Annotated in this window: 27 protein-coding genes and 2 pseudogenes; 21 read left to right on the top strand and 8 right to left on the bottom strand. The window is 42.5% G+C overall.

Annotated features, from left to right (window positions below; translation table 11 throughout):
- The 7 genes and pseudogenes from ACIQXP_RS21555 to ACIQXP_RS21525 all read left to right on the top strand — a co-directional run.
- On the top strand, positions 1–869 hold an 869-nt coding region (locus tag ACIQXP_RS21555; protein WP_387507681.1), incomplete at its 5' end, for an outer membrane beta-barrel family protein.
- A gap of 1,109 nt (positions 870–1,978) precedes the next feature.
- A pseudogene (locus tag ACIQXP_RS21550) lies at positions 1,979–2,200 on the top strand (carboxypeptidase-like regulatory domain-containing protein); the annotation flags it as partial.
- Positions 2,201–2,251: 51 nt separating this feature from the next.
- Complete coding sequence (locus ACIQXP_RS21545; RefSeq protein ID WP_387507679.1) at positions 2,252–4,171, top strand: TonB-dependent receptor plug domain-containing protein; 1,920 nt, start codon at positions 2,252–2,254, stop codon at positions 4,169–4,171.
- A gap of 2 nt (positions 4,172–4,173) precedes the next feature.
- Positions 4,174–5,070 (top strand): DUF4249 family protein, encoded by an 897-nt coding sequence (locus ACIQXP_RS21540; RefSeq protein WP_387507676.1) that lies wholly within the window; start codon positions 4,174–4,176, stop codon positions 5,068–5,070.
- Between the two features lie 578 nt (positions 5,071–5,648).
- A complete protein-coding gene (locus ACIQXP_RS21535) occupies positions 5,649–6,029 on the top strand; it encodes an inorganic phosphate transporter (RefSeq protein WP_387507689.1) in 381 nt (126 codons plus the stop codon).
- Positions 6,030–6,031: 2 nt separating this feature from the next.
- Positions 6,032–6,916 carry an inorganic phosphate transporter gene (locus tag ACIQXP_RS21530; protein ID WP_387507673.1) on the top strand — a complete coding sequence of 295 codons (885 nt, stop codon included), beginning with the start codon at positions 6,032–6,034 and terminating at the stop codon, positions 6,914–6,916.
- A gap of 41 nt (positions 6,917–6,957) precedes the next feature.
- Positions 6,958–7,779: pseudogene (locus ACIQXP_RS21525) on the top strand (universal stress protein).
- Positions 7,780–7,797: 18 nt separating this feature from the next.
- Here the strand turns inward: ACIQXP_RS21525 and ACIQXP_RS21520 are convergent.
- The gene (locus tag ACIQXP_RS21520; RefSeq protein WP_387507671.1) at positions 7,798–8,031 is read right to left on the bottom strand and encodes a hypothetical protein; all 234 of its coding nucleotides are present in this window, start codon (positions 8,029–8,031) and stop codon (positions 7,798–7,800) included.
- A 236-nt stretch (positions 8,032–8,267) separates the two neighbouring features.
- On the opposite strand from ACIQXP_RS21520, the gene ACIQXP_RS21515 reads away from it, so the two are divergent.
- Complete coding sequence (locus ACIQXP_RS21515; RefSeq protein WP_387507669.1) at positions 8,268–8,639, top strand: hypothetical protein; 372 nt, start codon at positions 8,268–8,270, stop codon at positions 8,637–8,639.
- A gap of 8 nt (positions 8,640–8,647) precedes the next feature.
- Here the strand turns inward: ACIQXP_RS21515 and ACIQXP_RS21510 are convergent, their stop codons facing one another.
- Complete coding sequence (locus tag ACIQXP_RS21510; protein WP_387507667.1) at positions 8,648–9,811, bottom strand: prolipoprotein diacylglyceryl transferase; 1,164 nt, start codon at positions 9,809–9,811, stop codon at positions 8,648–8,650.
- A 561-nt stretch (positions 9,812–10,372) separates the two neighbouring features.
- On the opposite strand from ACIQXP_RS21510, the gene ACIQXP_RS21505 reads away from it, so the two are divergent.
- The 13 genes from ACIQXP_RS21505 to ACIQXP_RS21445 all read left to right on the top strand — a co-directional run bounded on the left by ACIQXP_RS21505 (position 10,373) and on the right by ACIQXP_RS21445 (position 19,697).
- Positions 10,373–11,005, top strand: a complete 633-nt coding sequence (locus ACIQXP_RS21505) for a Crp/Fnr family transcriptional regulator (RefSeq protein ID WP_387507665.1) — start codon at positions 10,373–10,375, stop codon at positions 11,003–11,005.
- Between the two features lie 124 nt (positions 11,006–11,129).
- Positions 11,130–11,927 (top strand): sulfite exporter TauE/SafE family protein, encoded by a 798-nt coding sequence (locus tag ACIQXP_RS21500; protein WP_387507662.1) that lies wholly within the window; start codon positions 11,130–11,132, stop codon positions 11,925–11,927.
- An 85-nt stretch (positions 11,928–12,012) separates the two neighbouring features.
- Complete coding sequence (locus tag ACIQXP_RS21495) at positions 12,013–12,732, top strand: MBL fold metallo-hydrolase (RefSeq protein ID WP_387507659.1); 720 nt, start codon at positions 12,013–12,015, stop codon at positions 12,730–12,732.
- The gene (locus tag ACIQXP_RS21490; RefSeq protein ID WP_387507657.1) at positions 12,729–13,430 is read left to right on the top strand and encodes a rhodanese-like domain-containing protein; all 702 of its coding nucleotides are present in this window, start codon (positions 12,729–12,731) and stop codon (positions 13,428–13,430) included. The genes ACIQXP_RS21495 and ACIQXP_RS21490 overlap by 4 nt, the downstream gene beginning before the upstream one ends.
- Before the next feature lie 176 nt (positions 13,431–13,606).
- Complete coding sequence (locus tag ACIQXP_RS21485) at positions 13,607–14,059, top strand: class I SAM-dependent methyltransferase (RefSeq protein WP_387507654.1); 453 nt, start codon at positions 13,607–13,609, stop codon at positions 14,057–14,059.
- Positions 14,060–14,075: 16 nt separating this feature from the next.
- The gene (locus ACIQXP_RS21480; protein WP_387507651.1) at positions 14,076–14,414 is read left to right on the top strand and encodes a rhodanese-like domain-containing protein; all 339 of its coding nucleotides are present in this window, start codon (positions 14,076–14,078) and stop codon (positions 14,412–14,414) included.
- 163 nt (positions 14,415–14,577) lie between these two features.
- Positions 14,578–15,135, top strand: a complete 558-nt coding sequence (locus tag ACIQXP_RS21475; RefSeq protein WP_387507649.1) for a YeeE/YedE family protein — start codon at positions 14,578–14,580, stop codon at positions 15,133–15,135.
- Between the two features lie 11 nt (positions 15,136–15,146).
- Positions 15,147–15,560 (top strand): DUF6691 family protein, encoded by a 414-nt coding sequence (locus tag ACIQXP_RS21470; protein WP_387507646.1) that lies wholly within the window; start codon positions 15,147–15,149, stop codon positions 15,558–15,560.
- A gap of 14 nt (positions 15,561–15,574) precedes the next feature.
- Entirely contained in the window at positions 15,575–15,952 is a 378-nt protein-coding gene (locus tag ACIQXP_RS21465; protein ID WP_139222308.1) for a DUF983 domain-containing protein, read from the top strand.
- 122 nt (positions 15,953–16,074) lie between these two features.
- The gene (locus ACIQXP_RS21460) at positions 16,075–17,415 is read left to right on the top strand and encodes an MBL fold metallo-hydrolase (protein ID WP_387507643.1); all 1,341 of its coding nucleotides are present in this window, start codon (positions 16,075–16,077) and stop codon (positions 17,413–17,415) included.
- Positions 17,416–17,427: 12 nt separating this feature from the next.
- Positions 17,428–18,507: a c-type cytochrome gene (locus ACIQXP_RS21455; protein ID WP_387507640.1), complete on the top strand. Its 1,080-nt coding sequence runs from the start codon at positions 17,428–17,430 to the stop codon at positions 18,505–18,507.
- A gap of 4 nt (positions 18,508–18,511) precedes the next feature.
- Positions 18,512–18,967, top strand: coding sequence for a DsrE family protein (locus ACIQXP_RS21450; RefSeq protein WP_387507638.1), 456 nt, complete (start codon positions 18,512–18,514; stop codon positions 18,965–18,967).
- A gap of 340 nt (positions 18,968–19,307) precedes the next feature.
- Entirely contained in the window at positions 19,308–19,697 is a 390-nt protein-coding gene (locus ACIQXP_RS21445) for a YidH family protein (RefSeq protein ID WP_056095288.1), read from the top strand.
- Between the two features lie 73 nt (positions 19,698–19,770).
- On the opposite strand, the gene ACIQXP_RS21440 is transcribed toward ACIQXP_RS21445, so the two are convergent.
- From ACIQXP_RS21440 to ACIQXP_RS21415, 6 genes are all read right to left on the bottom strand, one after another.
- A complete protein-coding gene (locus ACIQXP_RS21440) occupies positions 19,771–20,127 on the bottom strand; it encodes a response regulator (protein WP_269416453.1) in 357 nt (118 codons plus the stop codon).
- 88 nt (positions 20,128–20,215) lie between these two features.
- Positions 20,216–20,398 carry a hypothetical protein gene (locus ACIQXP_RS21435; protein WP_056095295.1) on the bottom strand — a complete coding sequence of 61 codons (183 nt, stop codon included), beginning with the start codon at positions 20,396–20,398 and terminating at the stop codon, positions 20,216–20,218.
- Positions 20,399–20,429: 31 nt separating this feature from the next.
- The gene (locus ACIQXP_RS21430; RefSeq protein WP_269416454.1) at positions 20,430–20,996 is read right to left on the bottom strand and encodes a hypothetical protein; all 567 of its coding nucleotides are present in this window, start codon (positions 20,994–20,996) and stop codon (positions 20,430–20,432) included.
- Positions 20,993–21,223 carry a hypothetical protein gene (locus ACIQXP_RS21425; protein ID WP_269416455.1) on the bottom strand — a complete coding sequence of 77 codons (231 nt, stop codon included), beginning with the start codon at positions 21,221–21,223 and terminating at the stop codon, positions 20,993–20,995. Before ACIQXP_RS21425 ends, ACIQXP_RS21430 begins: the two co-directional genes overlap by 4 nt.
- A 68-nt stretch (positions 21,224–21,291) precedes the next feature.
- Positions 21,292–22,371 (bottom strand): efflux RND transporter periplasmic adaptor subunit, encoded by a 1,080-nt coding sequence (locus ACIQXP_RS21420; RefSeq protein ID WP_269416456.1) that lies wholly within the window; start codon positions 22,369–22,371, stop codon positions 21,292–21,294.
- A 12-nt stretch (positions 22,372–22,383) separates the two neighbouring features.
- Positions 22,384–25,605 carry an efflux RND transporter permease subunit gene (locus ACIQXP_RS21415; protein ID WP_331283632.1) on the bottom strand — a complete coding sequence of 1,074 codons (3,222 nt, stop codon included), beginning with the start codon at positions 25,603–25,605 and terminating at the stop codon, positions 22,384–22,386.
- Positions 25,606–25,610: the final 5 nt, after the last annotated feature.

Genomic DNA, 25,610 nt, shown 5'->3' with positions numbered 1-25,610 from the left:
TACGAATTGAATACGTTAAGGTAGATTACAAGGTAAATCCGAACCATAATACGTACAAGAGCGATGGATACAAGTATTTCAGGCCATTTCCCAACCTGAGATTTGCTTACAAAATTAACGAGGGCAATAGGTTATCTGCATTTTACAGTCAAAGGGTTGATAGGCCAAATGAGGTAGACATCAGAATATTTCCTAAGTATGATGAGCCTGAACTTTTAAAGGTTGGAAACCCAACCTTAAGACCCCAATTTACCCACATGGTGGAACTGGGCTATAAAAACATTTGGGAAAAGGGTTATTTCTATCTCTCCGGATTTCATAAAATTGTAAATGGAACAATTACCAGAATAGCGACAATTGTCCCCGGTAATACCATTATTTATAACATTTTCCAAAATGCCGGAAGAAGCTACAATACTGGAGGCGAACTCTTAATTCAGCAGGAATTGGCACCGTGGCTTTCGATGAATATTAGCAGTACCATTTACCAAAATACCATCAATGCTTTTACAGTTCAGAACCAATATCCAGTACCTACAATTTATACCATGCGAAAAGAATCTATCTTATCTGGAAACCTGAAGTGGAATGCGCAATTGAAACTCGCCAAGAAAACGGATATCCAACTTTCGGCTACCTACCTAGCTCCCGACCTGATTCCACAAGGGAAAATTGGTTCAAGATTTTCAGCTGATTTAGGCATAAAAAAACAGATCCAAAATGGAAAAGGCGAGCTATTTATAAATGGCAACGATATTTTTAACACACTTAAAATTAAAAGGGATGTCAACGGAAATGGGTTTCGTTTAACAAGTACCGATTATTATGAAACGCAGATATTTAGATTAGGTTACAGTTATAAATTTTAAAGGTCTGCTTTTTATCTGCTAATAATTATGAACGCCAAAAACTTAGATGGTGCGGTCAATTAAATTAGCACCTGAAATCAAGGAAGTCAAAATCCTTATTCAAGGATGAGATTACCTATCCCGTCAATATCCCATGCATAGAATGATAGGTTTTTCTTTCTTTAAGTATTGATGATGGGCCTTTTATGAGGATTATTGAGTGTTCAGTATGAACTTTTTTATAATACAGCACATATTCAATGCTTTTCCATTAAATGGATCAAACGGCAAAAATAAGAAAACAATATCTTGATTACATTATTAAGCGATAATGACAAGATATTAAATGTTATGATGAAAGTTACAAAAGATGAATTGACACATGCGCGGATTCGTAGGAGAAACAAAATGCATATATATTACAGTAGTTTTTTTAAATTTTTTCCAGTAAAACTTATTTAAGCAAAAGAAGTATTTATATCTACCTTTTGCTACATATGTAATGCATTGATATTGTATTTATAGATAATGGTTGATAATTAAAAACTGAATTTTGACTATTCCCAAAAAGCGGTACTTCCCGAAAATCTAATTCTTCAATTAAACGCAGGTCATATTTACGCTTTGCTAGAAAAAAAAGAATTGGCGAATTCAAATTTTTAACAACATTAAGGACCTGGCTTTTCCTACTAGGAATTAGTGACAGAGGCGATAGTCCACTGAGGCCAACAAAAATGAAAGCGTCAACTTCTTAATTAAGACACGGCGTAACTAAAAAAGTAAGGGTGATCCAGTGCTACCATCTGGTTTTTAAATATTTTTTTTTCTAAAAAAACCTTCGAATATATTGGCTCTGAATGCTGGCGCTATAAATAATTGAAAACAAAGAGCCTTTAGCCGAAGCTTATCCTTTATGATTAATCTGGAAATCTCAAATAAATTAAGCTCATTGTTATAGGACCTTTTGCATTTGGTTTTGTCTCTAGAGTAAGTCGAAAACAAAACCCATGAAAATGTTATTGCTGATTAAAGAAAAATTAACAGTATTATGCTTATTGATTTTTACGTTTTTATCGCCATTACTTGCCTTTGGCCAAAAAACTACAATTAGCGGCTAGGTTAAAGATGCAAATTCTAAAGAAGCACTTATTGGTGCGTCAGTTACAATCTCCAACTTCAAAACTGGTAGCCCCACCAACCAATACGGATATTTTACGGTCACGCTGCCGAATGTCGACACCTCAACGGTTGTATTCTCCTTTAATGGTTATCAACCGGTTGTTAAGAAGTTTTTTGGCGCAAAGAATATCCAGCTAAATATTTTTTTAAAGCCCGAAACCAATACCTTAAATGAAGTAGTTGTTAACTCTAACAGAAATCCGGACAATGTTGAAAAAACCCAAATGGGCGTAATTGACTTAACTATCAAATCTATAAAAGAGTTACCCGTACTTTTAGGAGAACATGATATCCTAAAAACAATCCAGCTTTTGCCTGGCGTACAAAGCGGACAAGAGGGAACTACTGGGTTTTATGTGAGAGGCGGTAACTCAGATCAAAACCTGATACAGATGGATGAGGCAACAGTTTACAATCCAAGCCATTTGTTTGGGCTTTTTAGCACCTTTAACGTCAACGCAGTAAATAGTGTAAAATTGATCAAGGGCGGATTCCCCTCACAATATGGCGGGAGATTAAGCTCCATCTTAGATATTAAAATGAAAGAGGGGAACAAGGAACATTTTCAGGCAGAAGGTGGCCTAGGACTTATTTCAGGCAATCTTACGTTACAGGGGCCAATAAAAAAAGACAAATCTTCGTTCATAATATCTGTCAGAAGAAGTTACGTTGGCATCTTTTTAAAGCTCATCTCAAAATCAACTTCTTATCGGTTTTATGATGTCAACGCAAAGGTAAACTATGAGCTGGGTATCAAAGATCACCTTTTTTTAAGCGTTTTTAGGGGCAATGACAATGCTGAATATACCGCTGCAAACAGTTTAAACTATGGTATAAACTTTGGAAATAGCACGGGAACCCTACGCTGGAACCATTTATATGGGAGTAAAATCTTTTCCAATACTTCAATTATTTATAATGATTATCACTTACAGCTAGGTACTTCACAAAACATCTATTATCAGGTTCTATATACCGGAGTTAAGGACATTACAGCTAAAACCGATTTTACGGTAATACCAAATACAAGCCACAACATTAAATTTGGGCTGACGTATACTTACCATACACTTTACCCAGGAGCCATCTCGGCTAAAATCCCAAAAAAGGGCAACAAAATAGCCATCAATCCAGATAGCTTGACAAAAAGATATTCTAATGAAGCAGCTTTTTACGTTAACGATGATTATAGAATTGCCAATAATTTTTCGATTAATTATGGAGTAAGGCTTCCTTTTTTTAGTGGTGGCGGAGGAAATTATGTTTTTATAGAACCTCGGATAACTGCTCGTTTGTCTTTGGACAATTCAACTTCAATTAAAGCTTCCTACACTCAAATGAACCAGTTTGTACACTTGGTGCCAAGCAGTACCGCCTCTCTACCTGCAGATATTTGGTTAACAAGTTCTAAAAACATCAGACCTCAAGAGAGTAACCAAGTTTCAATCGGTCTGTTTAAAAACTTTAAAGAGAACGAAATAGAAACAAGTGTAGAGGTTTATTATAAGACGATGAAAAACCAGGTGTTGTTTAAAGAAGGTACGCAAATCTTATTGAATACGAACTTAGATAATGTACTGAGTTTCGGTAAAGGCAAATCCTATGGTATTGAATTTTTTGCCCAGAAAAACTTTGGCATGCTAACGGGTTGGGCGAGCTATACCCTATCCAAATCTACCCAGCAATTTCCCGATATTAATTTCGGCTCTAGTTTTCCAGCATCTTTTGATCGTACTCACAACCTCTCTTTAGCCGCAAGCTATGCTTTAACAAGAAACTGGACCTTATCTGCAGATTTCGTTTATTCTACAGGGAAACCATACACCATACCTGCCGGTAAAGTTATTGTTTACGGAGATGGTTCACTATATGACAACTATTACTATGATTACACAAATAGAAACAACAGTAGATTGAGTGCGTATAACAGACTGGATATTAGCGCATCAAACAAAAAGAAGTTCAAAATATTTGGAAAAGAGCTATACGAAAGAGAATGGGTATTTGGATTTTACAATGTCTACAGCAGAGCCAACCCCTATTTTGTTTATCTGGAAACAGATCCTGCTTCAAAGAGGCCACTTGCAAAACAAATTTCCCTACTTCCAATTGTTCCCAGCGTAAGCTTTAATTTTAAATTTTAATCATGAAAAAGATTCTCATTTTATTAACCTGCATATCTCTCACACTAATTTTGGCCTGTCAAAAAACCATTACAGTGATACCGCCCTCCTATACCAACAAAGTGAGTATCCAGTGTTTCATAGAGCCAGATTCTGTGCCCATTCTTTATTTCAATAAAACAGTGCCGTACTTTGGAAAAGAAATTAAAAAAAATCAACTGATCGTAAGAAACGCGATCATTAAAATAATTGGACAAAGCAGTTCTGATCTACTATCTTTAGATAGTGTTTTTGATAAGATTGACTGCCAATACAGTTATTTTTACAGAGGTAGGCAGAAAATTCAAACAAACCAGGCTTATGAGCTTAGTATAATTTCTGATGGAAAAAGTTACACTGCAAAAGCAACTACCAACTTATCAGCTCCGCTAATAGATAGCGTTTCTTATGTGGCCAACTATAGTGATATTTATGGTGAACATGAAGGTGTTATTGTTTACTTTGAAGATCTGCACAATCAAACTAATTTTTACCGCTACGAGATGAAGCGTTTTGCGGATACTGCCACCAAAAAAGCCGAGGAGCCTATATTAAGTGCATGTTTGGGAAACGACAGCATAAGGGTAACTGAGATTGGAAGAGCTGTGTTTGATGATGTTGGTAATGAAGGTAAGCAAATTAAGATTGTAATCGAACCTGCTTATTCACATAAAAAAGGAACAAAGGGAGATATTTACATTCAGAGTTTTGACAAAAGCGCCTATGATTTTTTTACTCAGTTAGACCGACAAAAATTGGCGCAATTTAATCCGTTTGTAGAACCCGTATTTTTGCAGCCTGGCCAATTTGGCGTTGCGGCAATTGGTTTTTTTGCTGCAAAGAAAAACAGCCAGAAAGTAAAATTTGTTTATCCTGAATAGCATATTGTGAGCCAACTTTTCCCCATTCATTTTTTTAATCCAGAGTTTTATATCGCTGATGGCGGTTTATGGCTGGCGTTATTTATTATTTTTGCAGAAACAAGGTAGATTTGAAAAAACCTATAAGAAGCTTATACTGGCAAAGGTTCTCTAACCTGAAAAATATAATTCTGAAAAGAAAAAAGAATGGCCCAAATATCCATCCGGGCCGAGACTATAACAAATCTAATAATCTTTGGTCAAGATAGATAAATCTAGAAAACCAATATTAGCTGAAGATTACCTTACTGTTACGATTTATCCTTCATAGGCAGGCAATAATGATGTTTTTTACAATTTGTCCAGCCAGAATAAACATTAAACCAACATAAACAATGTTTATTTGTAGAATATCGAAAGGCGCTTTCAGGCATTTTAATTTAATTCCTTTTAATGTTAATGAATATCGTAGTCCCTCTTATAGGTAGCCTTGAACTGAGCGGTTTACTTTTTTTATCTTTATACTCTGTCTGCTTGCGGTAGTTGGCTTTAAGTTTGTTAACTGATTTCATGATACTGCTAACGCAGTTGCAACTGTCATCTATACAAAAGCGCTCAGACCGGTCATCGCAATTCCCTGGTCAGGACTCTGGAACTTCCTTGGGGTATTTACCGGTGGCATCGCAGTTGCGATGGGCATATTGAAGCTTGTCCCGCTCGATAAGCTTATGTCACTGCCCGCCGAAGTAGGTGCTTACATGGTACTTACAGTGCTTCTGGCCTCCATTGCATGGAACCTTGGAACCTGGTATATTGGAATTCCCTGCTCAAGCTCTCATACTATGATAGGCGCTATGATCGGTGCCGGTCTGGCTTTTACCTGGTACTATGGAGGTAGCGGGGTAAATTGGGGTAAGGCAGAAGAAATCGGAATTTCGCTTGTTATCTCGCCGGTAATCGGCTTGCCCTGGCCGCAATAATAGTGTACCTGCTGAGACGCCTGGCTAGCCGTAGCACCCTTTTTGATATTCCAAAGGGCGAGATTGACCGTCCTCCGCTTAAGATCCGCGGCATGCTGATTGTGACCTGTACCTTGGTAAGTTTCTTTCATGGAAGCAACGATGGACAAAAAGGTGTGGGGCTTTTTATGCTGATACTAATTGCCTTTTTGCCTTCACGATATGCTGTAAACCATGATATCCCTGATATGACAATCCTCAAGGAGCTGAACATGACGGAGCATATTCTAAATAGGGCGATAACATCCGACAGGAACAATAGCCAGGACTATCAAAAGCTGATCAACGAGATTGAAGCGGGAAAGTCAGGTCTTGCAGAAAAGAACCCTTTAGAAAAAAATCAGACTTATGGATTTAGGAGAAGAGTCGAAGGGATCGTTTCTTCGCTGAAGCAAATCCACAAAAATCCTAAATACAATCCTGGTACCAGTGCGCTGAAGTTACTGGAAATAAGCAGCAAAAATCTTTCAAAAATAGTCGATTTTGCTCCTTTATGGGTGATTATGGTCATATCACTATCCCTTGGGCTGGGTACGATGATCGGCTGGAAACGGATCGTTGTAACGATAGGTGAGAAAATAGGAAATGAGCATCTGAACTATGCCCACGGTGCTACCTCCGAGGTCGTTGCAGCCTCAACGATTGGACTGAGCACGGCTTTTGGACTACCTGTCAGTACCACGCATGTACTCTCAAGCGGCATTGCCGGCGCCATGATAGCCTCTGGCGGCAAAGGAAACCTTAACAAATCAACCCTAAAAAACATCGGCATGGCCTGGGTTTTAACCCTACCGGTATCCATTGCCCTTGCTTTTGGGCTGTTTATGCTACTTCACCTATTTGTCTAAACAGAAACAGACTTAAATTTGATTAGAAAAATTATTAAACGATGAAACAGATACTTGTTGCAACAGATTTTTCTCAAAGCGCAGGCAACGCTCTGGCATATGCTTTCTCAATGGCCGGCCCCCTTGAAATGGAAGTTGTTGCCATCCATGCCATTTACCCGACCGAGGGAATAAACAAAAGTACCTACAATGCAATATTTATAGAGGATTATTATAGCAAAAAGCGCTCTTAGCTTGAAGAATGGTCTTCAAAAAAAGCAGAAATGCACCACTTCGACAAAGACAAGCTCAGTACACTTTGCGATGTCGGTTTTCTTAAGACAGTAATTAACCGCTATGCAGCAAAATACAACGTTGAACTTTTGGTTCTTGGCATTACGGGCTCAACTGGAATAATTGGCATCGTGGGTAGCAATGCAAGCTCCGTTGTCTCTTCGATGCGTATTCCCACACTGATTATTCCACCCGAGAGCCGTTTTCCATCCCATCCGGCGATTACCCTTGCGACCGATTACCAGACCAGGCTTTCCTCTCAGGACCTTGGTGCGCTCGATGAACTGATCAGATGTTCCGGTCAGCAAAAACTCGGAGTGGTCTACATTGGAGTAAAGCCCGATAGTGCACAGGTGGTAAGTGGCGAGATTCAGCTTAGGGCACTATTGCCGCAGGTCAAAATAGACTTCAACTATCTTAAGGGTAAAGATGCAACCAAAGGGATAACCGACTTTATCAAAGAAAACCACACTGATATCATCTGCCTTGTAAAACACCACCACAACATGATATACAGCTTATTTACAGGTAGTATGGTAAACCGCATGATAAGCAAGTCAGTAAGGGCAATATTGATCCTGCATGATTAGACAGCGCCCGTCGCTTTCCTAATATTCCGGTCTAAAACTTTCTGCAAGCATGGCGATCTCCGAACTGCTGATACCTTCGGGATTTATAAGCTGCCGCTGGAGAAAAAAAACAGGGATATGCACCGTTCCACTGGTCGTTCTTACAATACAATCATCTGCAGCTATAGTTCTTGAGATATACTCCCCAATGATCACTTCGTATTCTGAGAGCCTGATGAGCATTTCGACATAAACGTAGGTTGGAAGCTCCATTATTCAAATGTAGAAAATTTAACCGAGAAACTAAGCGCTCAGATGGTCATAGAATGAATAAAGGCTGTACTTTCAATCCGGATGCGGATTTAACCTGTATAGGCCTACCAGTATGCCATCGCATTGGAAACTTGTCGCGTTTTAGCAAATATTTTAATTTCAATCAAAAAAATATTAATTTAGTAACCAGATTCCAAAACTAGGAACTGCTACAATCCCAAACAAAGTATTTATAAATGGCGACAAATGATAAGTTCAGGCTTGCATCAAACATGGTGCTTTTCAGCCTACTGCTGGGCGTATCAAATATCTTCTTTCAGGGTATTGAGGAAACTGCAGATCTTGTCATCTCCATATTGGTTCTGATGTTCAGGTACTTTGCGTCAACAGCAATCCTGCGCAGGTTTAGCTGGGCGAAATACCTTTTACTGCTTTTGATATTACGCAGCGTATTCAGGCTTACAGAATCAGAAAATATTGGTGTTTCCGAAGTATTCTATAAAGTCTTCCCCATTATTCTTCAGATGGTACTTGTCAGCTTTGCCTTCATACTTATGCTCAAGCTGCCGGATGGGATTCTGCAGAAAAAGTCCGGCAACGAAAAATAATATAAAGACTATATGCCGGCCACTTGCTTTCTGTGTTTTGAGCGTATTACCCATATCCCGATAATTGCGCAGATGAGCATACCAATCGATAAAAGTTGCGCCTGGCTAAGATCTATACCAAAAATACGGTAGCGGATATTCACCCTAATGATCTCAATGGCAAATCTTTCAAGGGCTGCAAATACTATGTAAACACAAAAGAGCATGCCGGGGTGAATCATTTTTTTCCGCAGATTCCACAAGAGTCCAAAAAGGGCCAAGCACATCAATGTCTCATAAAATGCAGTAGGATAGACAGGAAGGGGAAGCTCCGCACAGAATCTACCGGTACAGCCCGGTATGGGAATGCCCTCCCCTACGACATTATGCGGAAACCTGAAAGACCACATCCAGTCGGGCAGTACGGACATAGCGCTTGGCTTGGGAGCTGTATTGGCGATTCCCCAATCCCCGTCACCAGCCATCTGGCAACCGATGCGGCCAATGGCATAAGCCATCATCATCCCCGGTGCGCCGACATCCAGCATTTGTAGGGGACTGATTCCGTTTCGTCTGGCAATGATCAGCACTGCAGCACCACCAAAGAGCAGTCCACCATAAAAGGTTAGTCCGCTGAAAGAGAGCAGGCTTTCAACCGGATGTTTTATAAAAACATCCCAATGTTCCAGGTTATCAAAAAGCTTAGCACCAAGTAGCCCGAACAGGGCAGCCCAGGTGATCAGCTCAGGCATAATCTGGTAAGGGTGCCTTAAAATATGAACCGGCCTATGGTCCGACAGAGAAAGCCTGCGTTTTTTAAGGTAGACGGTAAAAAGAAGAATTGCGCAAAGCAGCAACCCTCCCGGTAAGCTTCCCCTTGGCGAGAAGATGATTTGTCCAGGTTCAGCAGCAAAAGCAGCATAGTTCCCTGCAGCATAAACCAGTTTATACCCGATAAGAAAACCTAAAAATCCATTGGTTATCCATTCCCATAACAAAATCTTCTTCTTAGGCTGTATAATAATCTCAACAGGTGCTATATGTCCTGCAGCCTCCTTTCTTTTAAGCTCAGCAGAAAACAGCAGGTAACCAGAAATAAATGCCAGGGCCACAAAGAAACCGAAAGTCTGAACGGGAAGCGGAATATATATTCCAAATAGGTATTCAATAAGATGGGTCAGGGTTGGGAACATAGGCAGAAACTGAAAAACCGCAAAGTAAAAAAATATATTAGCCGCCATCAGGAAATTGCCCCAAGTAGTCCATAAAGTGGGGACCCTTTAAAAAGCAGATCCCCACTGATCCTATTTGGATAACAATAAGTCTTAAGCCAGCAAGCGTTTGAGCCACTTTAATTCAATATATAAAATTAAATGCCCAAAGGCTAGTAAGCCACGCCTCAGAAGCTAATTATAACCTCATTGTTACGATTCATAGTTATGGTGGTACCTTTAAAAAGTCGCACTGATCGGGCTATTTCTTTCCGGGTCGATCAAAAAACATAAAGATTAACAGGGGATAAAAAATAAAAAACAATATGTGATTTTTGTCAGCTTTATCCCTGGACGAAGTGTTAGGTTTACTTTGGAAGAAACGCGCTGCATGTTTTAATTAGGGAACCATAGAGAGTTTCTTTGTAAATTTATTATACCCTTTATTCTATATCCAAAAAATGTATTCCAATATTTTAAAGAATTTTGGCGCAGGCCTGCAGTATAGTTATCTTTAAAATCCAAAACAGCTAAAATGAAGACATGACCATTGCGGAATACATCGAAAGACTTTTTCCCCAGTTTGAACCTGCCCTTAAGACCATCCTTATCGAGAATGCGACGCTTAGGGATTTTCAGGGAGGTGATATGCTCATGCAAACCGGGCAGAATATGCGCTCCACGGTGCTTATCGTAGAAGGCATGGTAAAGCTTTACAGGGAGGGAGAAGATGGACAGGAATTCTTTATGTATTATCTCCAGCCAGGAAATGCGTGTGCACTTTCCATGATATGCGCAACCAAACAGGAAACCAGTCAGGTAATGGCAAAGGCCATTGAACAGACCAAGGTACTCATGATTCCGATTGCCCTGATGGATAAGCTGATGCGGGATTACAGAACATGGTATTACTTTGTCATTGAAACATACCGTATGCGCTTTGAAGAACTCCTCTTTGTCATCGATAATATCGCCTTTAAGGCAATGGATAAGCGGCTGGCCTTTTACCTGAAAAAGCGAGCTGGAGATTTAAACACAAAAGAACTGCACCTTACCCACAGTGAAATTGCATCTGATTTGAACACCTCCCGGGAAGTAATTTCAAGGCTGCTTAAGAAAATGGAGCAGGCAGGAGAAATTAAGATGTACCGTAATTACATCGAATATTTAGCCTAAGCCCATAAAAAGAATAAAGTTATTTTTACTGCGAAAGGCATCACTTCTTGAAAATATAATGAGTGTGACAAAAGTCACCAACATTGGTAGATTATAACTCGATTTTTGTTAAAAAATAACAGAAATGGAAATCATTGCATACGTTGCATCTGCCTTAATTGGAATTTCGCTTGGATTGATCGGCGGTGGCGGTTCTATCCTCACCATGCCGGTACTGGTTTACCTATTTGGGGTTAATCCGCTATTGGCTACTTCTTATTCATTGTTCATCGTTGGCTCTACAAGTTTAGCAGGTACAGTCGGGAATTTTAAGCGTGGGCTGGTGAATATTAAAACAGCTTTGCTGTTTGGTAGTGCATCCATCTCAACTGTATTCTTAACCCGCAAATTCATTATCCCCCTTATACCCAAGATAATAATAAAAATCGGCGATTTTGAGTTAACAGAAAACATGCTCATGATGGTACTCTTTGCAGTTTTGATGGTAGCGGCTGCAACAGCGATGATTAAAGGTGCAAGAGAAGAAAGCAGCACCCGAATAGAGAAGCCCCCACTTCACATCGGTAAACTGTTTTTATACGGCATTGCCATCGGCCTCGCTACTGGTTTTTTGGGTGCTGGTGGTGGCTTTCTACTTATTCCTACACTTGTTATTTTAGTGGGCTTACCCATGAAAGAGGCCGTAGGTACTTCACTTTTCATCATAGCGCTTAATTCGCTCATCGGTTTCACCGGCGATCTTGGACATTTCCATATCGACTGGATCTTTCTCGCCAAAATTACTACCGTTGCCATCGCCGGTATCGTGGTAGGTGGAATGATAAACAAAAAAATAGATGGAGGAAAACTGAAGAAAGGTTTCGGGTGGTTTGTACTGGTTATGGGTTGCTACATCATTCTAAAAGAGGTAATATTTAAGTAACCTTCAGAAACAAACTCCTTGTGTGACAAAAGTCACCAACGACCATATCGTTAAGGATTAATTTTGACATACTAATTTAATCATCATGATTATAGAACAAATTTACACCGGATGTCTGGCACAAGGTGCCTATTATATAGAAAGCAACGGAGAGGCGGCCATTATCGATCCGCTTCGAGAGGTTAGTCCGTATATGGAACGTGCACGGAAGAACAACGCAAAAATAAAATACGTGCTCGAAACACATTTCCATGCCGATTTTGTATCCGGACACATTGATCTGGCTAAAGAAAGCGGCGCAGAAATCGTTTACGGGCCGAATGCAAAACCTGACTTCGATTTTTACCGGGCGAAAGACGGAGAAGTGTTGCAACTTGGTGAGGCAAAGATTAAAGTGTTGCACACCCCCGGACACACCATGGAAAGCACCTGTTTCCTAATTAGTGATGAGCAAGGGAAGGAAATAGCACTGTTCTCCGGCGATACGCTTTTTATTGGCGATGTGGGAAGGCCGGATCTGGCACAGAAACTGGTCAGTGAGCTTACAAGTGAGATGCTAGCAGGTTATCTCTTTGATTCTTTACGAAATAAGATCATGCCTTTAAGCGATGATATTATGGTTTATCCTCCACATGGTGCGGGTAGCGCATGCGGAAAAAATATGAGCAAAGAGACCACCGATCTTTTGGGAAATCAAAAGAAGACCAATTATGCGCTAAGGGCAGACATGTCCAAAGACGAATTCATTAAAGAGGTTACTGATGGTCTTTTACCGCCTCCTTCATATTTCCTGAAAACGTCATGATGAACATCCATGGATATGAAAGTTTTGAAAAAGTGATGGAACGAGGCATGCAAGCCCTCAACCCCGATGCTTTTGAGCGGGTTGCAAATGAAACAGGAGCGGTAATTCTCGACACAAGAGCTCCAGAGGATTTTATAAAAGGCTTTCTCCCAAACTCGGTAAATATTGGCATCGATGGAAATTTCGCCCCCTGGGTAGGAACTTTAATCCCGGACATTAAACATCCTATTTTACTTATTACAGATGAGGGTAGAATTGAAGAAGTGCTCACCCGTTTATCAAGAGTAGGATTTGATGGTGCAGTAGGTTACCTAGATGGCGGCGTCGTTGCCTGGAAAAAAGCTGGTCAGGAAACCGACGAGATAAAATCGGTTTGTGTAGCCCGGCTGGCCGAAATCGGCAAAAAAGCGGAGGTAAATATTCTGGACGTCAGAAAAACAAAGGAATACTTAAGCGAGCATGTCGAGGGTGCTGTCAACCTTCCACTGGATTATATCAACGAAAACCTCGGCACCGTCGATAAAACCAAGACCTACTTTGTTCACTGCGCAGGTGGTTACCGTTCTGTTATTTTCAATTCCATCATGCGCTCACGCGGGTACCACAACCTCATCGATGTGGCTGGTGGTTTTAAGGCCATACAGGAAAACGGATGTATTCCGACTACAGCATTTGTATGTCCAAGTACCTTAATATAAAAGGGATATGAAAAATGAGAAAAAATCGCACTGGGAAAAGGTGTATTTAGAAAAAAGTCCTGACCAGGTCAGCTGGACGCAGGTCTACCCCACAGTTTCAATGGAGATGATAACGGGGTTCAATCTGGATAAATCTGCTCCCGATAATCGATATTGGCGGGGGAGACAGTCTGCTTGTGGATTTTTTGCTTCAGGAAGGCTACAGCGATATTACCGTAGTGGATATATCTTCCCGGGCATTGGAAAAGGCAAAGGCAAGGCTTGGAGAACTGTCTGGCAGGATACACTGGATCGAGACAGACATCAGGGATTTTGTGCCGCAAAGAAGTTATGCAGTCTGGCATGACCGGGCCACTTTTCATTTCCTTCATTCATCAGAGGAAATCCATAGTTATGCAAACACGGCAGGTCAGTTTACCGGAGAATACTTGGTCATGGCGACTTTTTCGCTCACCGGACCAGAAAAATGCAGTGGCCTGCCCGTTTCAAGATACAGTGAAAGAACGCTACGCGAGATATTTAGAGAAGGGTTTACCGAAATAGAGTGCAGGCCGCAAGAGCACACTACCCCAATGCAAAGCACGCAGGATTTTCTGTTCTGCAGCTTTAAAAAAAATACAGAGCAATAAGAAACGAATAAATACAATGAATAAACTACTTCAAATGATCAGCAGTTTTTTTTCAAAAGGTGCGTACAACCTCGATGGCTACCACTTCAAAAACGACTTTACAAAAAGCAGTGACGCAGTCCTCTTAGATGTAAGGACAAAGCCTGAATATGCCCCAGGCGCGCTTCCTTCAGCCATACATATCGATTTCCTGGGTTCTGCCTTTTCTTTAGAACTTGCAAAGCTGGATAAGGCCAAGCGGTATTTCCTCTATTGCAGAAGTGGAAAGCGTTCCTCCTCAGCGGTATCGGAGATGAGAAAACTTGGGGTGGAAGCATTCAACCTGGTTGGAGGTATCGGTACCTGGCCAAAATGAAGAAATATATTCAAGAAATATTGATCTATTCAACGCTGCCGGCCGGATTTCTTCGGGATGGCAGTTTGCTAAAATGATTCAGCACTTACTTGCTCAAACCGCCACAGGCATTACCTTTTAACAACAACAAAAACACCCATATTAACATTTCATTTAAAAAAACATGATTGATTTTATCAAACAACCCTGGCCCTGGTATTTTTCGGGCAGCATGATCGTACTCATTATGCTCATCCTACTTTTTTTCGGGAAGTCTTTTGGCTTTTCATCAAACCTGCGAACGATGTGTAGCATAGCCGGAGCCGGCAGAAAAGTAAAGTTTTTTGATTTTAAATGGAAAGACCAGACCTGGAACCTCATGTTCCTTATCGGCTCGGTAATAGGTGGATTTGTTGCTACAAATTACCTTAGCAGTCCATCTCCCGTAAAATTATCATCCGCCACAATCTCCGATTTAAATCAATTGGGCATTAAGTTCGATGGTGGGTTAAATCCAACCGGCCTGTTTTCACTGGAAGCAATGAAAGATTTAAAAACGCTGGCTATTTTACTCATCGGTGGTTTATTAGTCGGTTTTGGATCTCGTTATGCAGGCGGTTGTACTTCTGGTCACGCCATATCCGGGCTTTCGAATCTGCAAGTACCATCACTAGTAGCCGTAATCGGTTTCTTTGTTGGTGGCCTGATCATGACTTTCCTCATCATGCCCCTTATCTTTTAAATCTATAAAACATGAAATTCATAAAATATATTCTTGCCGGAATACTTTTCGGAATCATTATGACCAAGTCTGAGGCTGTTTCCTGGTACAGGATTCAGGAAATGTTCCGTTTCCGGTCTTTCCATATGTATGGAATTATTGGTACGGCCGTTGTACTTGGCGTAATTGCAGTATGGCTGATCAAAAAATTCAAAGCCAAGGATCTGGCCGGAAATCCGATTGTCTTCCACGATAAGGACAAGGCCTATATAAAATACCTACTAGGCGGCACCATTTTCGGCCTGGGCTGGGCACTCACCGGCGCCTGTCCCGGCCCCATGTTCGTCAACCTTGGGAGCGGATATGCCGGTATGGCGGTGGTCATCCTTGGTGCGCTCCTGGGCACCTATCTATACGGAGCGATGAAAAGCAAGCTCCCTCATTAATAAAATAGAATCTGATGAGCAAACTAAGGGCTATAATAGACCATAGATGTCCCAGGTGCCGAAAGGGAAAATTATATACCCATTCCATGTTCCATTGGAAATATGATCAGATGAATAAAAAATTTGCCTGCTGCAACCTGAACTATGAGATAGAGCCGGGCTTCTTTATCGGAGCGATGTATGTGAGCTATGTTTTCATTGTCGCAGAACTTGTCAATGCGGGCATTCTGGCATTCATGATCTTTGGCGAAGAAGAGCAGTGGGCAATCATCGCAACCACTATTTCTCCGGTCATCCTACTGTTCACCTTCAACTACCGCTATGCCAGGACCCTTTTGCTCCATATCCTCTCTCCGATCAAATATGATGAAAGTGCAGGCAGAAACTGCTGAGAAGATTTTGGGGCGCTGTGACAAAAGTTACAGTGCGAAGAACCGCTAAAGGGTAAATTTGATGTAAACCTGGCAAAGGCAGGAATCATACCGTTAAACACATTAATCAAAAATAAAAACACATGAAAATAGAACAATTTGAAGACAAGCACCTCTCCCATTACAGCTATGCGGTACTGAGCGAATGCCGGAATGAAATCATATTGATCGATCCCTCCAGGGATCCGTCTGCATATTACCATTTTGCCGAAAAACACCAGGCCAAAATAGTTGGTGTTATCGAGACGCACCCGCATGCGGATTTTGTGAGTGCTCATCTTGAAATCCATCATAAGACCGGCGCAACAATATATTGCAGCAAACTCAATACGCCGTCCTACCTGTTTTCCCCATTTGATGAAGACCAGACGATAACCCTGGGAAAGATCACCTTAAGGGCAATCAACACCCCGGGGCACTCTCCGGATAGTATCAGTATTTTGCTCGAACACGATGGGAAACAAAAAGCGCTATTTTCCGGAGACACCCTTTTTATCGGTGACTGCGGAAGGCCGGATTTAAGGGAAAGCGGAGGTGATTCAATGGCGGAACGCAATTTCCTTGCCGCCCAAATGTACCATTCATTAAGGGACAAACTGATGAAACTCTCAGATGAAGTGATTCTGTATCCGGCACACGGTGCAGGTACGCTCTGCGGAAAAGCGTTGAGCGAGGCCAATAGCAGTACCATTGGTGCTGAAAAAAGAAGTAACTGGTCACTGCAGGAAATGACTGAGGCCGATTTTGTGAGCGCATTAAATGAAAACCAGCCATTCATTCCATTTTACTTCCCTTTTGATGTGGCCTTGAACAAGAAAGGCGCAGCACCGTTTGAAGATTCGGTAAGTGCGGTTCAGATCATGGAATCCGGTGAAAACTTAAAACCAAATGCCCTAATTATCGATACGCGAAGGGAAGATGTTTTTAAGGGGGGTCATATTGAAGGCGCTATTAACATCATGGATGGAAATAAATTCGAAACCTGGCTGGGCAGCATTGTGAAGCCTGAAGAACCCTATTATCTTATGGCAGAAAATCTTGCTACATTGCATAGTCTTATCGCGAGGACCGCATCCATTGGATATGAGACGCAGCTTGCCGGCGGTTTTGTAAGCGCTGTAGCAACTGTCCGGGATGAGGTTATCGATATCCAAAATTTTAAAGAGAACCAAAATGGATATACCATTGTGGATGTTAGGAACAAAACAGAGCGGATGGAAAACAGTATTTTTGAAAACAGCATAAATATTCCACTGGGAAATTTAAGGGAAAGGGTAAACGAAATTCCGCTGGATCAACCCATAGCGGTACATTGCGCCGGTGGATACAGAAGTGCGGCTGCAGGCTCACTGATTGCATCCATTATTGATGGCAAGCAAAAGGTGCTTGATATTGGTGAGGCCATTAAGGATTTTCAGAATTAATATTTTAAAAGGGTGAAAACAGAAAGAAACAACGAAGATAAACTGGCAGTATTTGCCAGGTTCGGGAAATATCTCGCATGGACGTCATTCCTATTCGTTGCAATAATGTTTTCTCTTGTTTTAGCGCTCAGCGGATTTCATCTTCCAAAAAATTTCTATGCGGATAAGCCCAATCCCTCCATTAAAAAGAGTCAAATAAAACCTTTAGAGCGCCGTGTTCCCAAACCCGAATATTGGAAGGCACCTAATACCATGCAGCTTCAGGGCAAAGCCGATGCTGATCTGATCAGGTATGGCAGGAATTTGATTGTCCGTACGGCATACTATTTCGGGCCGCAGGGCATCGTAGGAAAGCTGACTAATGGTATGAATTGTCAGAACTGCCATTTGGATGCAGGAACCAGGCCCTTTGCGAATAATTTCTCCATCTTTTATGCAGGTTTTCCAAAAATGAGCGCAAGAAGCGGGAGAAAGGAAGAAGCCTTTGAACGGATTGATGAGTGCTTCGAGCGAAGCATGAACGGCAAAGCTCCGGGAAGAAATTCCAGGGAAATGCTGGCCATGCTCGCCTATTTAAAATGGGTTGGAAAAAAACAGGACGCCGCACATTCCATTGCGGATAATTCGGTAAAAAAAATCCCATATCTGGATGTGCCTGCAGATCCCCTGAAGGGGAAAACGGTATATGCCTCCAAATGCAGCAGCTGTCATGGAGAAACGGGCAAAGGCGTTGCCTCACCTGATGGAAAAGGATATATGTACCCTCCCCTTTGGGGCAGGGACAGCTATAACGATGGTGCAGGAATGTTCAGGCTTGGAAATTTTGCAGGATTTGTCAAAAACAACATGCCTTATGGCGCCACCTACAAAGATCCGAACTTAACGGATGCGGAAGCCTGGGACGTAGCCGCTTTTGTGAATGCGCAGCCCAGACCGCACCTGGATTCCAAAAACGACTATAAAAACCTGTACACAAAGCCAATAGATTATCCCTTCGGGCCATATGCAGATCACTTTAGCGAAAAGCAGCATAAATATGGTCCGTTTATTGACATGGCTGAACAGCACGCAACTATAAAACAGAAAAAATAGAAACATGAAAAAATTACTGATCTTACTCCAGCTTGTCATCATGATGGTCATCACCACCAATGTATCTGCACAGGAGACAAAAAAACCGTTTAGGGGTGCTGTTGCAAAAAAGAAATCATATAAAGCGCTATATGTACTTAACAGTGCCGAGGAAAAACATATTTCGGGAACACTCAGGAACATCAACAATGCTTTGGAGGATCCAAGATTGAAGGGAAAACTGGAGGTTGAGCTTATCGCCTTCGGGGATGGCGTGGCGGTTTATCGCAAGGATGGAAAGTTCCTTGAGCAGCTTAATTTGCTAAAGTCAAAGGGCGTAATTCTGGCGCAGTGCGAGAATACCGTTCGCGAGCGGAAAATCGATAAGTCAGATCTCTTCGATTTCATCAGCTATGTGCCAAGCGGCAACGGAGAGATCATCATCCGTTCGGCGGAAGGATGGGTAATCGTTCATCCCTAATGTAAAAACCAAAACGGCAGTGAATCTTTAAAAGGTGCAAATTGGTATTTCGATACGATGCAAAGATTAGGATCAGTTGTGCCGGATCCATTTCACCCGGGGTCGCAAACGCCGAAAATTATTGTCATGTTTAAATATCAATGGCTTATACCGGCAACACTAAAATTCAAAAGGTTCGACAAAATTGTCTATCATCGTATGTGCTGTGCGGAGTAACGCATTTAAAAATGCTAGGGAATTTATCGAAAAGCTACACAATTAAAACAGTACTCGCCCAAACAGCATTGATAAAATTTTGTTAATCAGGCATGCGGTGATCCGTCAACCAATATTATCAATAATGGAAAAAGAAGAACAAGCCATTCCTAAATCAAACACTGGTGACCATCTGGCCAACGAACGGACTTTTCTTGCCTGGATAAGAACTAGCATAGGAATTATGGGCTTTGGTTTTGTGGTGGTAAAGTTTTCACTTTTTATCAAGCAGATCACTCTCGCTCTTGGGGCCAAAGCCGTCGTACACCAAACCGGCAACTCACAGAGGATAGGAATACTTCTTGTCGGGGTAGGCGCACTGACCATCATCCTGGCATTTATGCGCTATCAAAAAACTCATACACTTATTAATCAAGGCAGTTATTACCATTCCTCTACACTCATCAAAGTCCTTACCGTGGTTATTTTCATTTCAAGCATGCTTTTGTTGATATATCTTGTAAGAACGACTTAGCGGATCTCTGTCATGGAAACACTGATTGTGAGCACGAATACCAAACTTGAGAGAACCCGTACTTTATCACCGGTCAAATATGTTTCGCTACCAAACGCAGCAGGTCGTGAATATCGAAAGGCTTTTTAATAAAATTCTCTGCAGCGCAGCCCCTTCTGATGTCATAACGGTCCGCATGAGCACTCATCATGATAATCGGAACATTCCGGGTTTTCTCTAAGGACTTCAGGTAACTGCAGACTTCAATGCCGTTTCCATCGGGGAGCATAACATCCAGCAGAAAAAGATCTGCAACATGCTCACTTAGCCCTGCCATAAACGAGCTTACCGAAGAAAACGCGGAAACCCCGTACCCCTCACTGTTAAAAAGAAGCTGTAATACTTCGGTTATACCCTCATCATTTTCCAAAAGATATATCATCTTTTCCATTTGTCATGCATATTGTGGGTTGCCCATGGTTATAATAAATCTGATTTGCCATTCCTACGAATGTTTTTTTAAAGGTCTAAAAAGGCCCCTACTTCCTCAATTTTCGCTTCTCATTGAGATGGCCGGTTTCCAGGTTCAACCGCTCCAGCAGGTAACGCAATAAAACCTCTCTATCTTGGTTTGCGGGGTGATATGCGTTATCTCCACCCTTTGCTGAGGATTTATTATGGTCAAAAGTTTCAAATGGTTGTGAAATATTTTTCTCTGTCATAATTTAAATTTTAGGTTAAATATTTTGCCTATTATTTTTTAGTTCCTGAAATTGCCAGAGCCAAACGAAGTCCAAAAAAGGAAACCTGCCCTCCGCTGCTTTTCCAACCCTCATAACGAAGGCCGAGATCTGCACTATAATGCTTGGAAATTGGAATGCTGGCACCCAAAGTCGGTCCGTAGGCAAAAGAGGTATTGAGTCGGTCTCCAAGGGTATTTGCTGCACCAAGCTCAAGGGCAGCGTAATAGATACCTTCAAAGTAATATTTTGCTCCGACTTTAATTGGAACAACACCATTCATGCTTGTTGGCTCTCCTAAATAATCGAGACGTTTTTTTACCTCATCCCTGTAGCGGAAAGTCATATAGCCCGCAGATCCGGTTAGGTTGAGGTGCTCCGAAACCTTGAATTCCACTTTTGTTGATGCCCCGTATCCGTTGACATAAGTTTTAGCCGTCTTTCCGGTCGGAAAGCCCATGACAAAGCCTACCGATATCCTGGGGACGGCAGTTTGATCTTGCGCCTTTACCTTTACAGTCATCAATAACAGGAAACAGATCAGAAAAGATTGAAATGTCCATCCGGCATAGGCACTCATAGGGAGGTCCTGTAAAAAATGTTTAACTCGGCCGCAATGCTTTCCAGGTAAGGGGCAAGCTTAAAATCTCTTGATACAAAGGATATTACCCCTTGTTTTTTACATTCCCAGACCGTCCCAACCAGCTCTCCCTCGATGTAGACCTGGTTGCATCTTTCTTTTGGGACATCTATGCAAATGTGTTTTCCCGCAATTTCAAACTCATGGTTAAATTCTAAATCTTTCATATTTTCCTTTTTTCTTATCTGACTAATAAAAAGATTTGCCGGGCGGCTAATATCCGCCCGGCAATGTTTTATAGCGCCTGACCGCTTTTGATCTCATCGTTCGCGGGCGAAATAATCTCTGTCCCGGCTTTGATGGAACCAAAAATCTCGGTCATCTCTTTTCCCTTCATCCCTTCCTTAATGTCAACGAGCTTGGCTTTACCATTTGCAATTTCCACTACGTACTTCCGTTCTGTAGAACGCACGATAGCAGAATTAGGCACAAGAAGCGAAGTCGCACCGGATTTAAGCGGGATTTCAACCTCGGCATACATGCCGGCCTTCAACCTGTTATCTTTATTGGCCATGTCAACCTCGACGATTTCCTGGCGCATGTTGCCCAGTGAATTTGCAGACCGGCTGATCTTGGCCTGGCGCTGTTCCCCCGGCAGCGCATTGAAGCGGAACTTGACCATCTGGCTTAGGTCCACTTTGTCTACATAATCCTCAGGTATAGAAACTTCAAGCCTCATGTGGGTCAGGTCCTGCAATACCAGCATGGGTAGGTCCGAAGATTTGCCCGCCGACACCAGTGCTCCCGGTGATACATTCCTGTCAACGATCACCCCGTCAAAAGGCGCATATACTTTCAAGTAGTCCTGCATGGTACGTACGGAGGATACATTTGACCGCTCAGCCTCAGCTATGGCCTTATCTCCTTTCATCCTGGAAAGCGCATTATCAAGTTCTAGCGGAGATACCGAACCTTCCTCTTTTGCTGCTTCTTTCAGACGTCTGTATTTCTCACTGCTCGCCGATGCGGTCTCCCGTGCCTGCAGGTAACGGGAATTTGCCGATTGCAATTGTGATTCGAGTTCCGGTGCTTCCAGGGTCATCAGCAGCTGGCCTTTGGTCACCTTAGAACCCAAATCGACCAGTATAGCCTTTACAAAGCCGTTGGCCTTTGGAAAAATATTTACCTGGTTGAAAGGCTTGAGCACGCCCGGAATGCGGGTAAAACTCGATAGGGCCTCTTCTTCAACCTTAGCCGTTTCATATTTGGCTTCCTTACCGTTTTTTTCCGGACTGATGTCCACAGGTTTCTGGTTTCCGCCACAGGCGGCCAGAGTACTTATAATTATTATGATGGGAATGAATCTGGTTTTCATGTTGTTTATCTTTTAAATTCTTGTTTTTCTAGGCATTAGGTTTGGTTCTTTTAAACTGCTTTTTTTCTGTACCCAAGCGAAAACCTGCGGAAGGATGAAGAGCGCGGCAAGGGTTGAAAAGAATAGCCCGCCAATAACAGCCCTGCCGAGCGGCGCGGTCTGTTCACCGGATTCGCCCATACCGGAGGCCATCGGGATCATCCCGGCTATCATCGCAAAACTGGTCATCAGGATCGGCCTTAAACGAATCCCGGCACTCACCACTGCCGCCCGGGTAGAATCCTTGTAATCCAGCCTGAGTTTTTCGGCGTTGGTCACGATAAGTATCGCATTGGCCACTGACACCCCGGTGGACATGATCATCCCCATGTAGCTCTGCAGGTTAAGCGTAGAACCTGTAAGCAATAATGCGGTAAGCGACCCAAGGATTACAGCAGGAACGGTCGAAAGAACCGTCAGTGAAAGCTTGAAAGACTGGTAATTGGCCGCAAGCAGCAGGAAGATCACCAATATCGCAAAAGCAAGTCCGCCCTGAAGAGAAGATAGTGTTTCAGTCAACAGGCTCGACATACCTTTCACTTCAGCAGTTAGTCCCTTAGGAGGCGTGCCTACGGACTTTAGTGCCTTTTCTACATCAGCAGTTGCCGTTCCAAGATCCTTTTTATAAATGTTTGCGCTCACGGTCAGAAAGCGTCTTGGCCCGGAGCGGTCATATTCTCCTGGAAGGTAACTGGTATTGAAAGTAGCGATGTCGCCCAGTACCGGACTGCTCTGCCCTTTAACCAAAGGAATTTCTTTGAGCTCATCCATTGTATTCATGACATACTCTGGAACCTGTACCTGTACCTGGTAGGTATAGGCGGTTTTTTCATCGAGCCATTGGTTCTTCTCAGTAAATCGGCTGGATGAGGTACTTGCAGTAACTGACCTTGCGATATCAACCACGTTCAGCCCAAACTGCGCCGCCTTTAATCTATCAAGGGTAATAGAAACCACGGGAATGTGCAGGGGCTGGGCAATCTGGATATCACGGAGGTAATCTATTTTTTTAAGTTTAGAGAGCACCTTATTAGAGTAAGACTCGATCTGGTCCATATCTTTTCCTGCTACTCTGATCTCAATAGGAGTTGCAGCGCCTTGGCTCATAATCTTTTCGGTCATGTCAATCGGCTCAAAGGTGATACGTAGGTCAGGAAGTTTATAAGCGATGTTCTTTCTCAGCGCATCTTTCAGCTCATCCATATTTACCTTATAATCTTCATCAAGGTTCACCTGAAGCACAGCCTCATGGGTACCGGTATTGAAGATATATAAGTTACTTGTTCCGTAACTACTCGGAATAAGCCCAACGTATCCCGAACTAACAGCGATATGGTTATCTACTGTCTGATTGATAATGGAAAGTACCTGCTTAAATTTCTCCTCGGTGCGCTCTAATCTGGTACCGTCCGGCGCTTTTATGCGGATCTGGAACTGTCCGTTGTTGAGTTTGGGCATCATGTCCTTGCCGATAAATACAAAGCCCAATCCCGCGAGAGCAATGACCAGAACTAAATAAATCCCGACAATACCTTTTTTCATCGGCATCCACCGCTGGATGATTGCCATAAACCGCACCTTCACCCTTTCAAAGAAATCATTTTTTTCCGGTTCATCCTTTTCATTTTGCAGATGCTTTTCTACCTGCTCTCCTTGCCTCTCGTCCAGGGCCTCTCCTGCATGAGCATGGATCTTACCATGGTCATAGTGCTGGTAACGTTCTTCCTTTATCATCCAGTTGGATAGAATGGGAACCAGGGTCTGGGCCACGATGAAAGATACAATCATGGTAAAACCGATTGAAAGGGACAATGGAAGGAACATCGCCTTTGGTATCCCGTTCATCATAAAAGATGGTGCAAATACGGCCAGAATACACAGCAGGATGAGCAGCAGCGGGAATGCGATTTCTTCACAGGCATCGTAAATGGCTTCGCGTTTGGGCTTGCCCATTTCCAGGTGCTGATGGATATTTTCGATCGTCACCGTTGCCTGATCGACCAGGATCCCTATTGCAAGTGCCAGACCGCTCAAGGTCATGATATTTATGGTCTGACCGAACATGCCTAGTAAAAGCACCCCAATTAAAATCGATACCGGAATGGTGATCACCACGATAAGACTGCTTCGCAGATCACGCAGGAATAGCAATACCATTAGGCCCGTTAATAGTGCACCAAGACCACCTTCAGTGATCAGGCTTTTTACCGAGTTGATAACGGCAACAGACTGGTCAAATTCATAAGAGATGTGGACATCGTCCGGCAAGAGGCTCTGCATTTCGGGGATTTTGGCCTTTAAGGACTTTACCACTGACCAAGTCGAGGCGTCTGCTGTTTTGACCACAGGAATATACACAGACCGTTTCCCGTTGATCAATGCATAATCCACGGTAACATCCGCTGCATCGGCAACCCTTGCCACATCCCTTACCAATATTGAAACGCCGTTTTTTGTAGCTATTGGAATGTTGTTGAATTCATCGACCGTTTTAACCAGGGAGTTCATAGAGGTCACCATCATGGTATTGTCCAACCTTAGATTTCCCGAAGGAGACATGACATTGAACTTGGATAAAGCCCCTACCACCTCGTCCGGAGTCAGATTATAACTCCTTAATTTGCTCGGATCTACACTAATGGTAATCGAGCGGGAATTGGCACCGAATGGCGGTGGCGCTGAAAGCCCTGCGACAGAGGAAAACATGGGCCTGATACGCGTTGCCGCCATATCATAGATTTCTTTCAGACTGCGGGATTTGGCCGAGAGTACAAGCTGGCCTACTGGCAGTGAAGAGGCATCAAAGCGGACCACCTGCGGAGGCAAAGCGCCTGGAGGGAAGAACTTCATGGCCCGGTTAACCTGCAAGGCAACTTGGGCAGAAGCCTCTGCCATATTGGTGCTTTCATAAAAACTCAGCTTTAGCATCGTCAAACCCTGAATGTTTTTGGCGGTAATATTCTTAACGCCATTAACATAAAGAAACTGATCCTGTAGACGAGTGGAGAAGAAGCCCTCCATCTGTTGTGGAGACATACCTCCGTAGGATTCAATAACATATATTGTCGGCGAATTAAGCTGGGGGAAAATATCTATTGGGATCTTCAGCGCACTGAGAACTGCAAAGAGCAGTAAACTCGCGGTGATCACCACTGTTGTAATCGGCTTTTTCAGGGCCGAGGTAACCATTGACATATCTT

It is taken from the genome of Pedobacter suwonensis (assembly GCF_044762335.1).
Lineage (GTDB): Bacteria > Bacteroidota > Bacteroidia > Sphingobacteriales > Sphingobacteriaceae > Pedobacter.
This window is presented reverse-complemented; position numbering and strand designations above follow the sequence as displayed.

Excerpts from the sequence above, each read along its gene's own strand:
- ACIQXP_RS21540 (WP_387507676.1), top strand. The coding sequence starts at position 4,174 with ATGAAAAAGATTCTCATTTTATTAACCTGCATATCTCTCACACTAATT.
- ACIQXP_RS21490 (WP_387507657.1), top strand. The coding sequence starts at position 12,729 with ATGATGAACATCCATGGATATGAAAGTTTTGAAAAAGTGATGGAACGA.
- ACIQXP_RS21545 (WP_387507679.1), top strand. The coding sequence starts at position 2,252 with ATGGGCGTAATTGACTTAACTATCAAATCTATAAAAGAGTTACCCGTA.
- ACIQXP_RS21495 (WP_387507659.1), top strand. The coding sequence starts at position 12,013 with ATGATTATAGAACAAATTTACACCGGATGTCTGGCACAAGGTGCCTAT.
- ACIQXP_RS21435 (WP_056095295.1), bottom strand. The coding sequence starts at position 20,398 with ATGACAGAGAAAAATATTTCACAACCATTTGAAACTTTTGACCATAAT.
- ACIQXP_RS21415 (WP_331283632.1), bottom strand. The coding sequence starts at position 25,605 with ATGTCAATGGTTACCTCGGCCCTGAAAAAGCCGATTACAACAGTGGTG.
- ACIQXP_RS21505 (WP_387507665.1), top strand. The coding sequence starts at position 10,373 with ATGACCATTGCGGAATACATCGAAAGACTTTTTCCCCAGTTTGAACCT.
- ACIQXP_RS21520 (WP_387507671.1), bottom strand. The coding sequence starts at position 8,031 with ATGGAGCTTCCAACCTACGTTTATGTCGAAATGCTCATCAGGCTCTCA.
- ACIQXP_RS21460 (WP_387507643.1), top strand. The coding sequence starts at position 16,075 with ATGAAAATAGAACAATTTGAAGACAAGCACCTCTCCCATTACAGCTAT.
- ACIQXP_RS21450 (WP_387507638.1), top strand. The coding sequence starts at position 18,512 with ATGAAAAAATTACTGATCTTACTCCAGCTTGTCATCATGATGGTCATC.
- ACIQXP_RS21430 (WP_269416454.1), bottom strand. The coding sequence starts at position 20,996 with ATGAGTGCCTATGCCGGATGGACATTTCAATCTTTTCTGATCTGTTTC.
- ACIQXP_RS21445 (WP_056095288.1), top strand. The coding sequence starts at position 19,308 with ATGGAAAAAGAAGAACAAGCCATTCCTAAATCAAACACTGGTGACCAT.
- ACIQXP_RS21510 (WP_387507667.1), bottom strand. The coding sequence starts at position 9,811 with ATGTTCCCAACCCTGACCCATCTTATTGAATACCTATTTGGAATATAT.
- ACIQXP_RS21425 (WP_269416455.1), bottom strand. The coding sequence starts at position 21,223 with ATGAAAGATTTAGAATTTAACCATGAGTTTGAAATTGCGGGAAAACAC.
- ACIQXP_RS21500 (WP_387507662.1), top strand. The coding sequence starts at position 11,130 with ATGGAAATCATTGCATACGTTGCATCTGCCTTAATTGGAATTTCGCTT.
- ACIQXP_RS21440 (WP_269416453.1), bottom strand. The coding sequence starts at position 20,127 with ATGGAAAAGATGATATATCTTTTGGAAAATGATGAGGGTATAACCGAA.
- ACIQXP_RS21480 (WP_387507651.1), top strand. The coding sequence starts at position 14,076 with ATGAATAAACTACTTCAAATGATCAGCAGTTTTTTTTCAAAAGGTGCG.
- ACIQXP_RS21465 (WP_139222308.1), top strand. The coding sequence starts at position 15,575 with ATGAGCAAACTAAGGGCTATAATAGACCATAGATGTCCCAGGTGCCGA.
- ACIQXP_RS21470 (WP_387507646.1), top strand. The coding sequence starts at position 15,147 with ATGAAATTCATAAAATATATTCTTGCCGGAATACTTTTCGGAATCATT.
- ACIQXP_RS21515 (WP_387507669.1), top strand. The coding sequence starts at position 8,268 with ATGGCGACAAATGATAAGTTCAGGCTTGCATCAAACATGGTGCTTTTC.
- ACIQXP_RS21420 (WP_269416456.1), bottom strand. The coding sequence starts at position 22,371 with ATGAAAACCAGATTCATTCCCATCATAATAATTATAAGTACTCTGGCC.
- ACIQXP_RS21475 (WP_387507649.1), top strand. The coding sequence starts at position 14,578 with ATGATTGATTTTATCAAACAACCCTGGCCCTGGTATTTTTCGGGCAGC.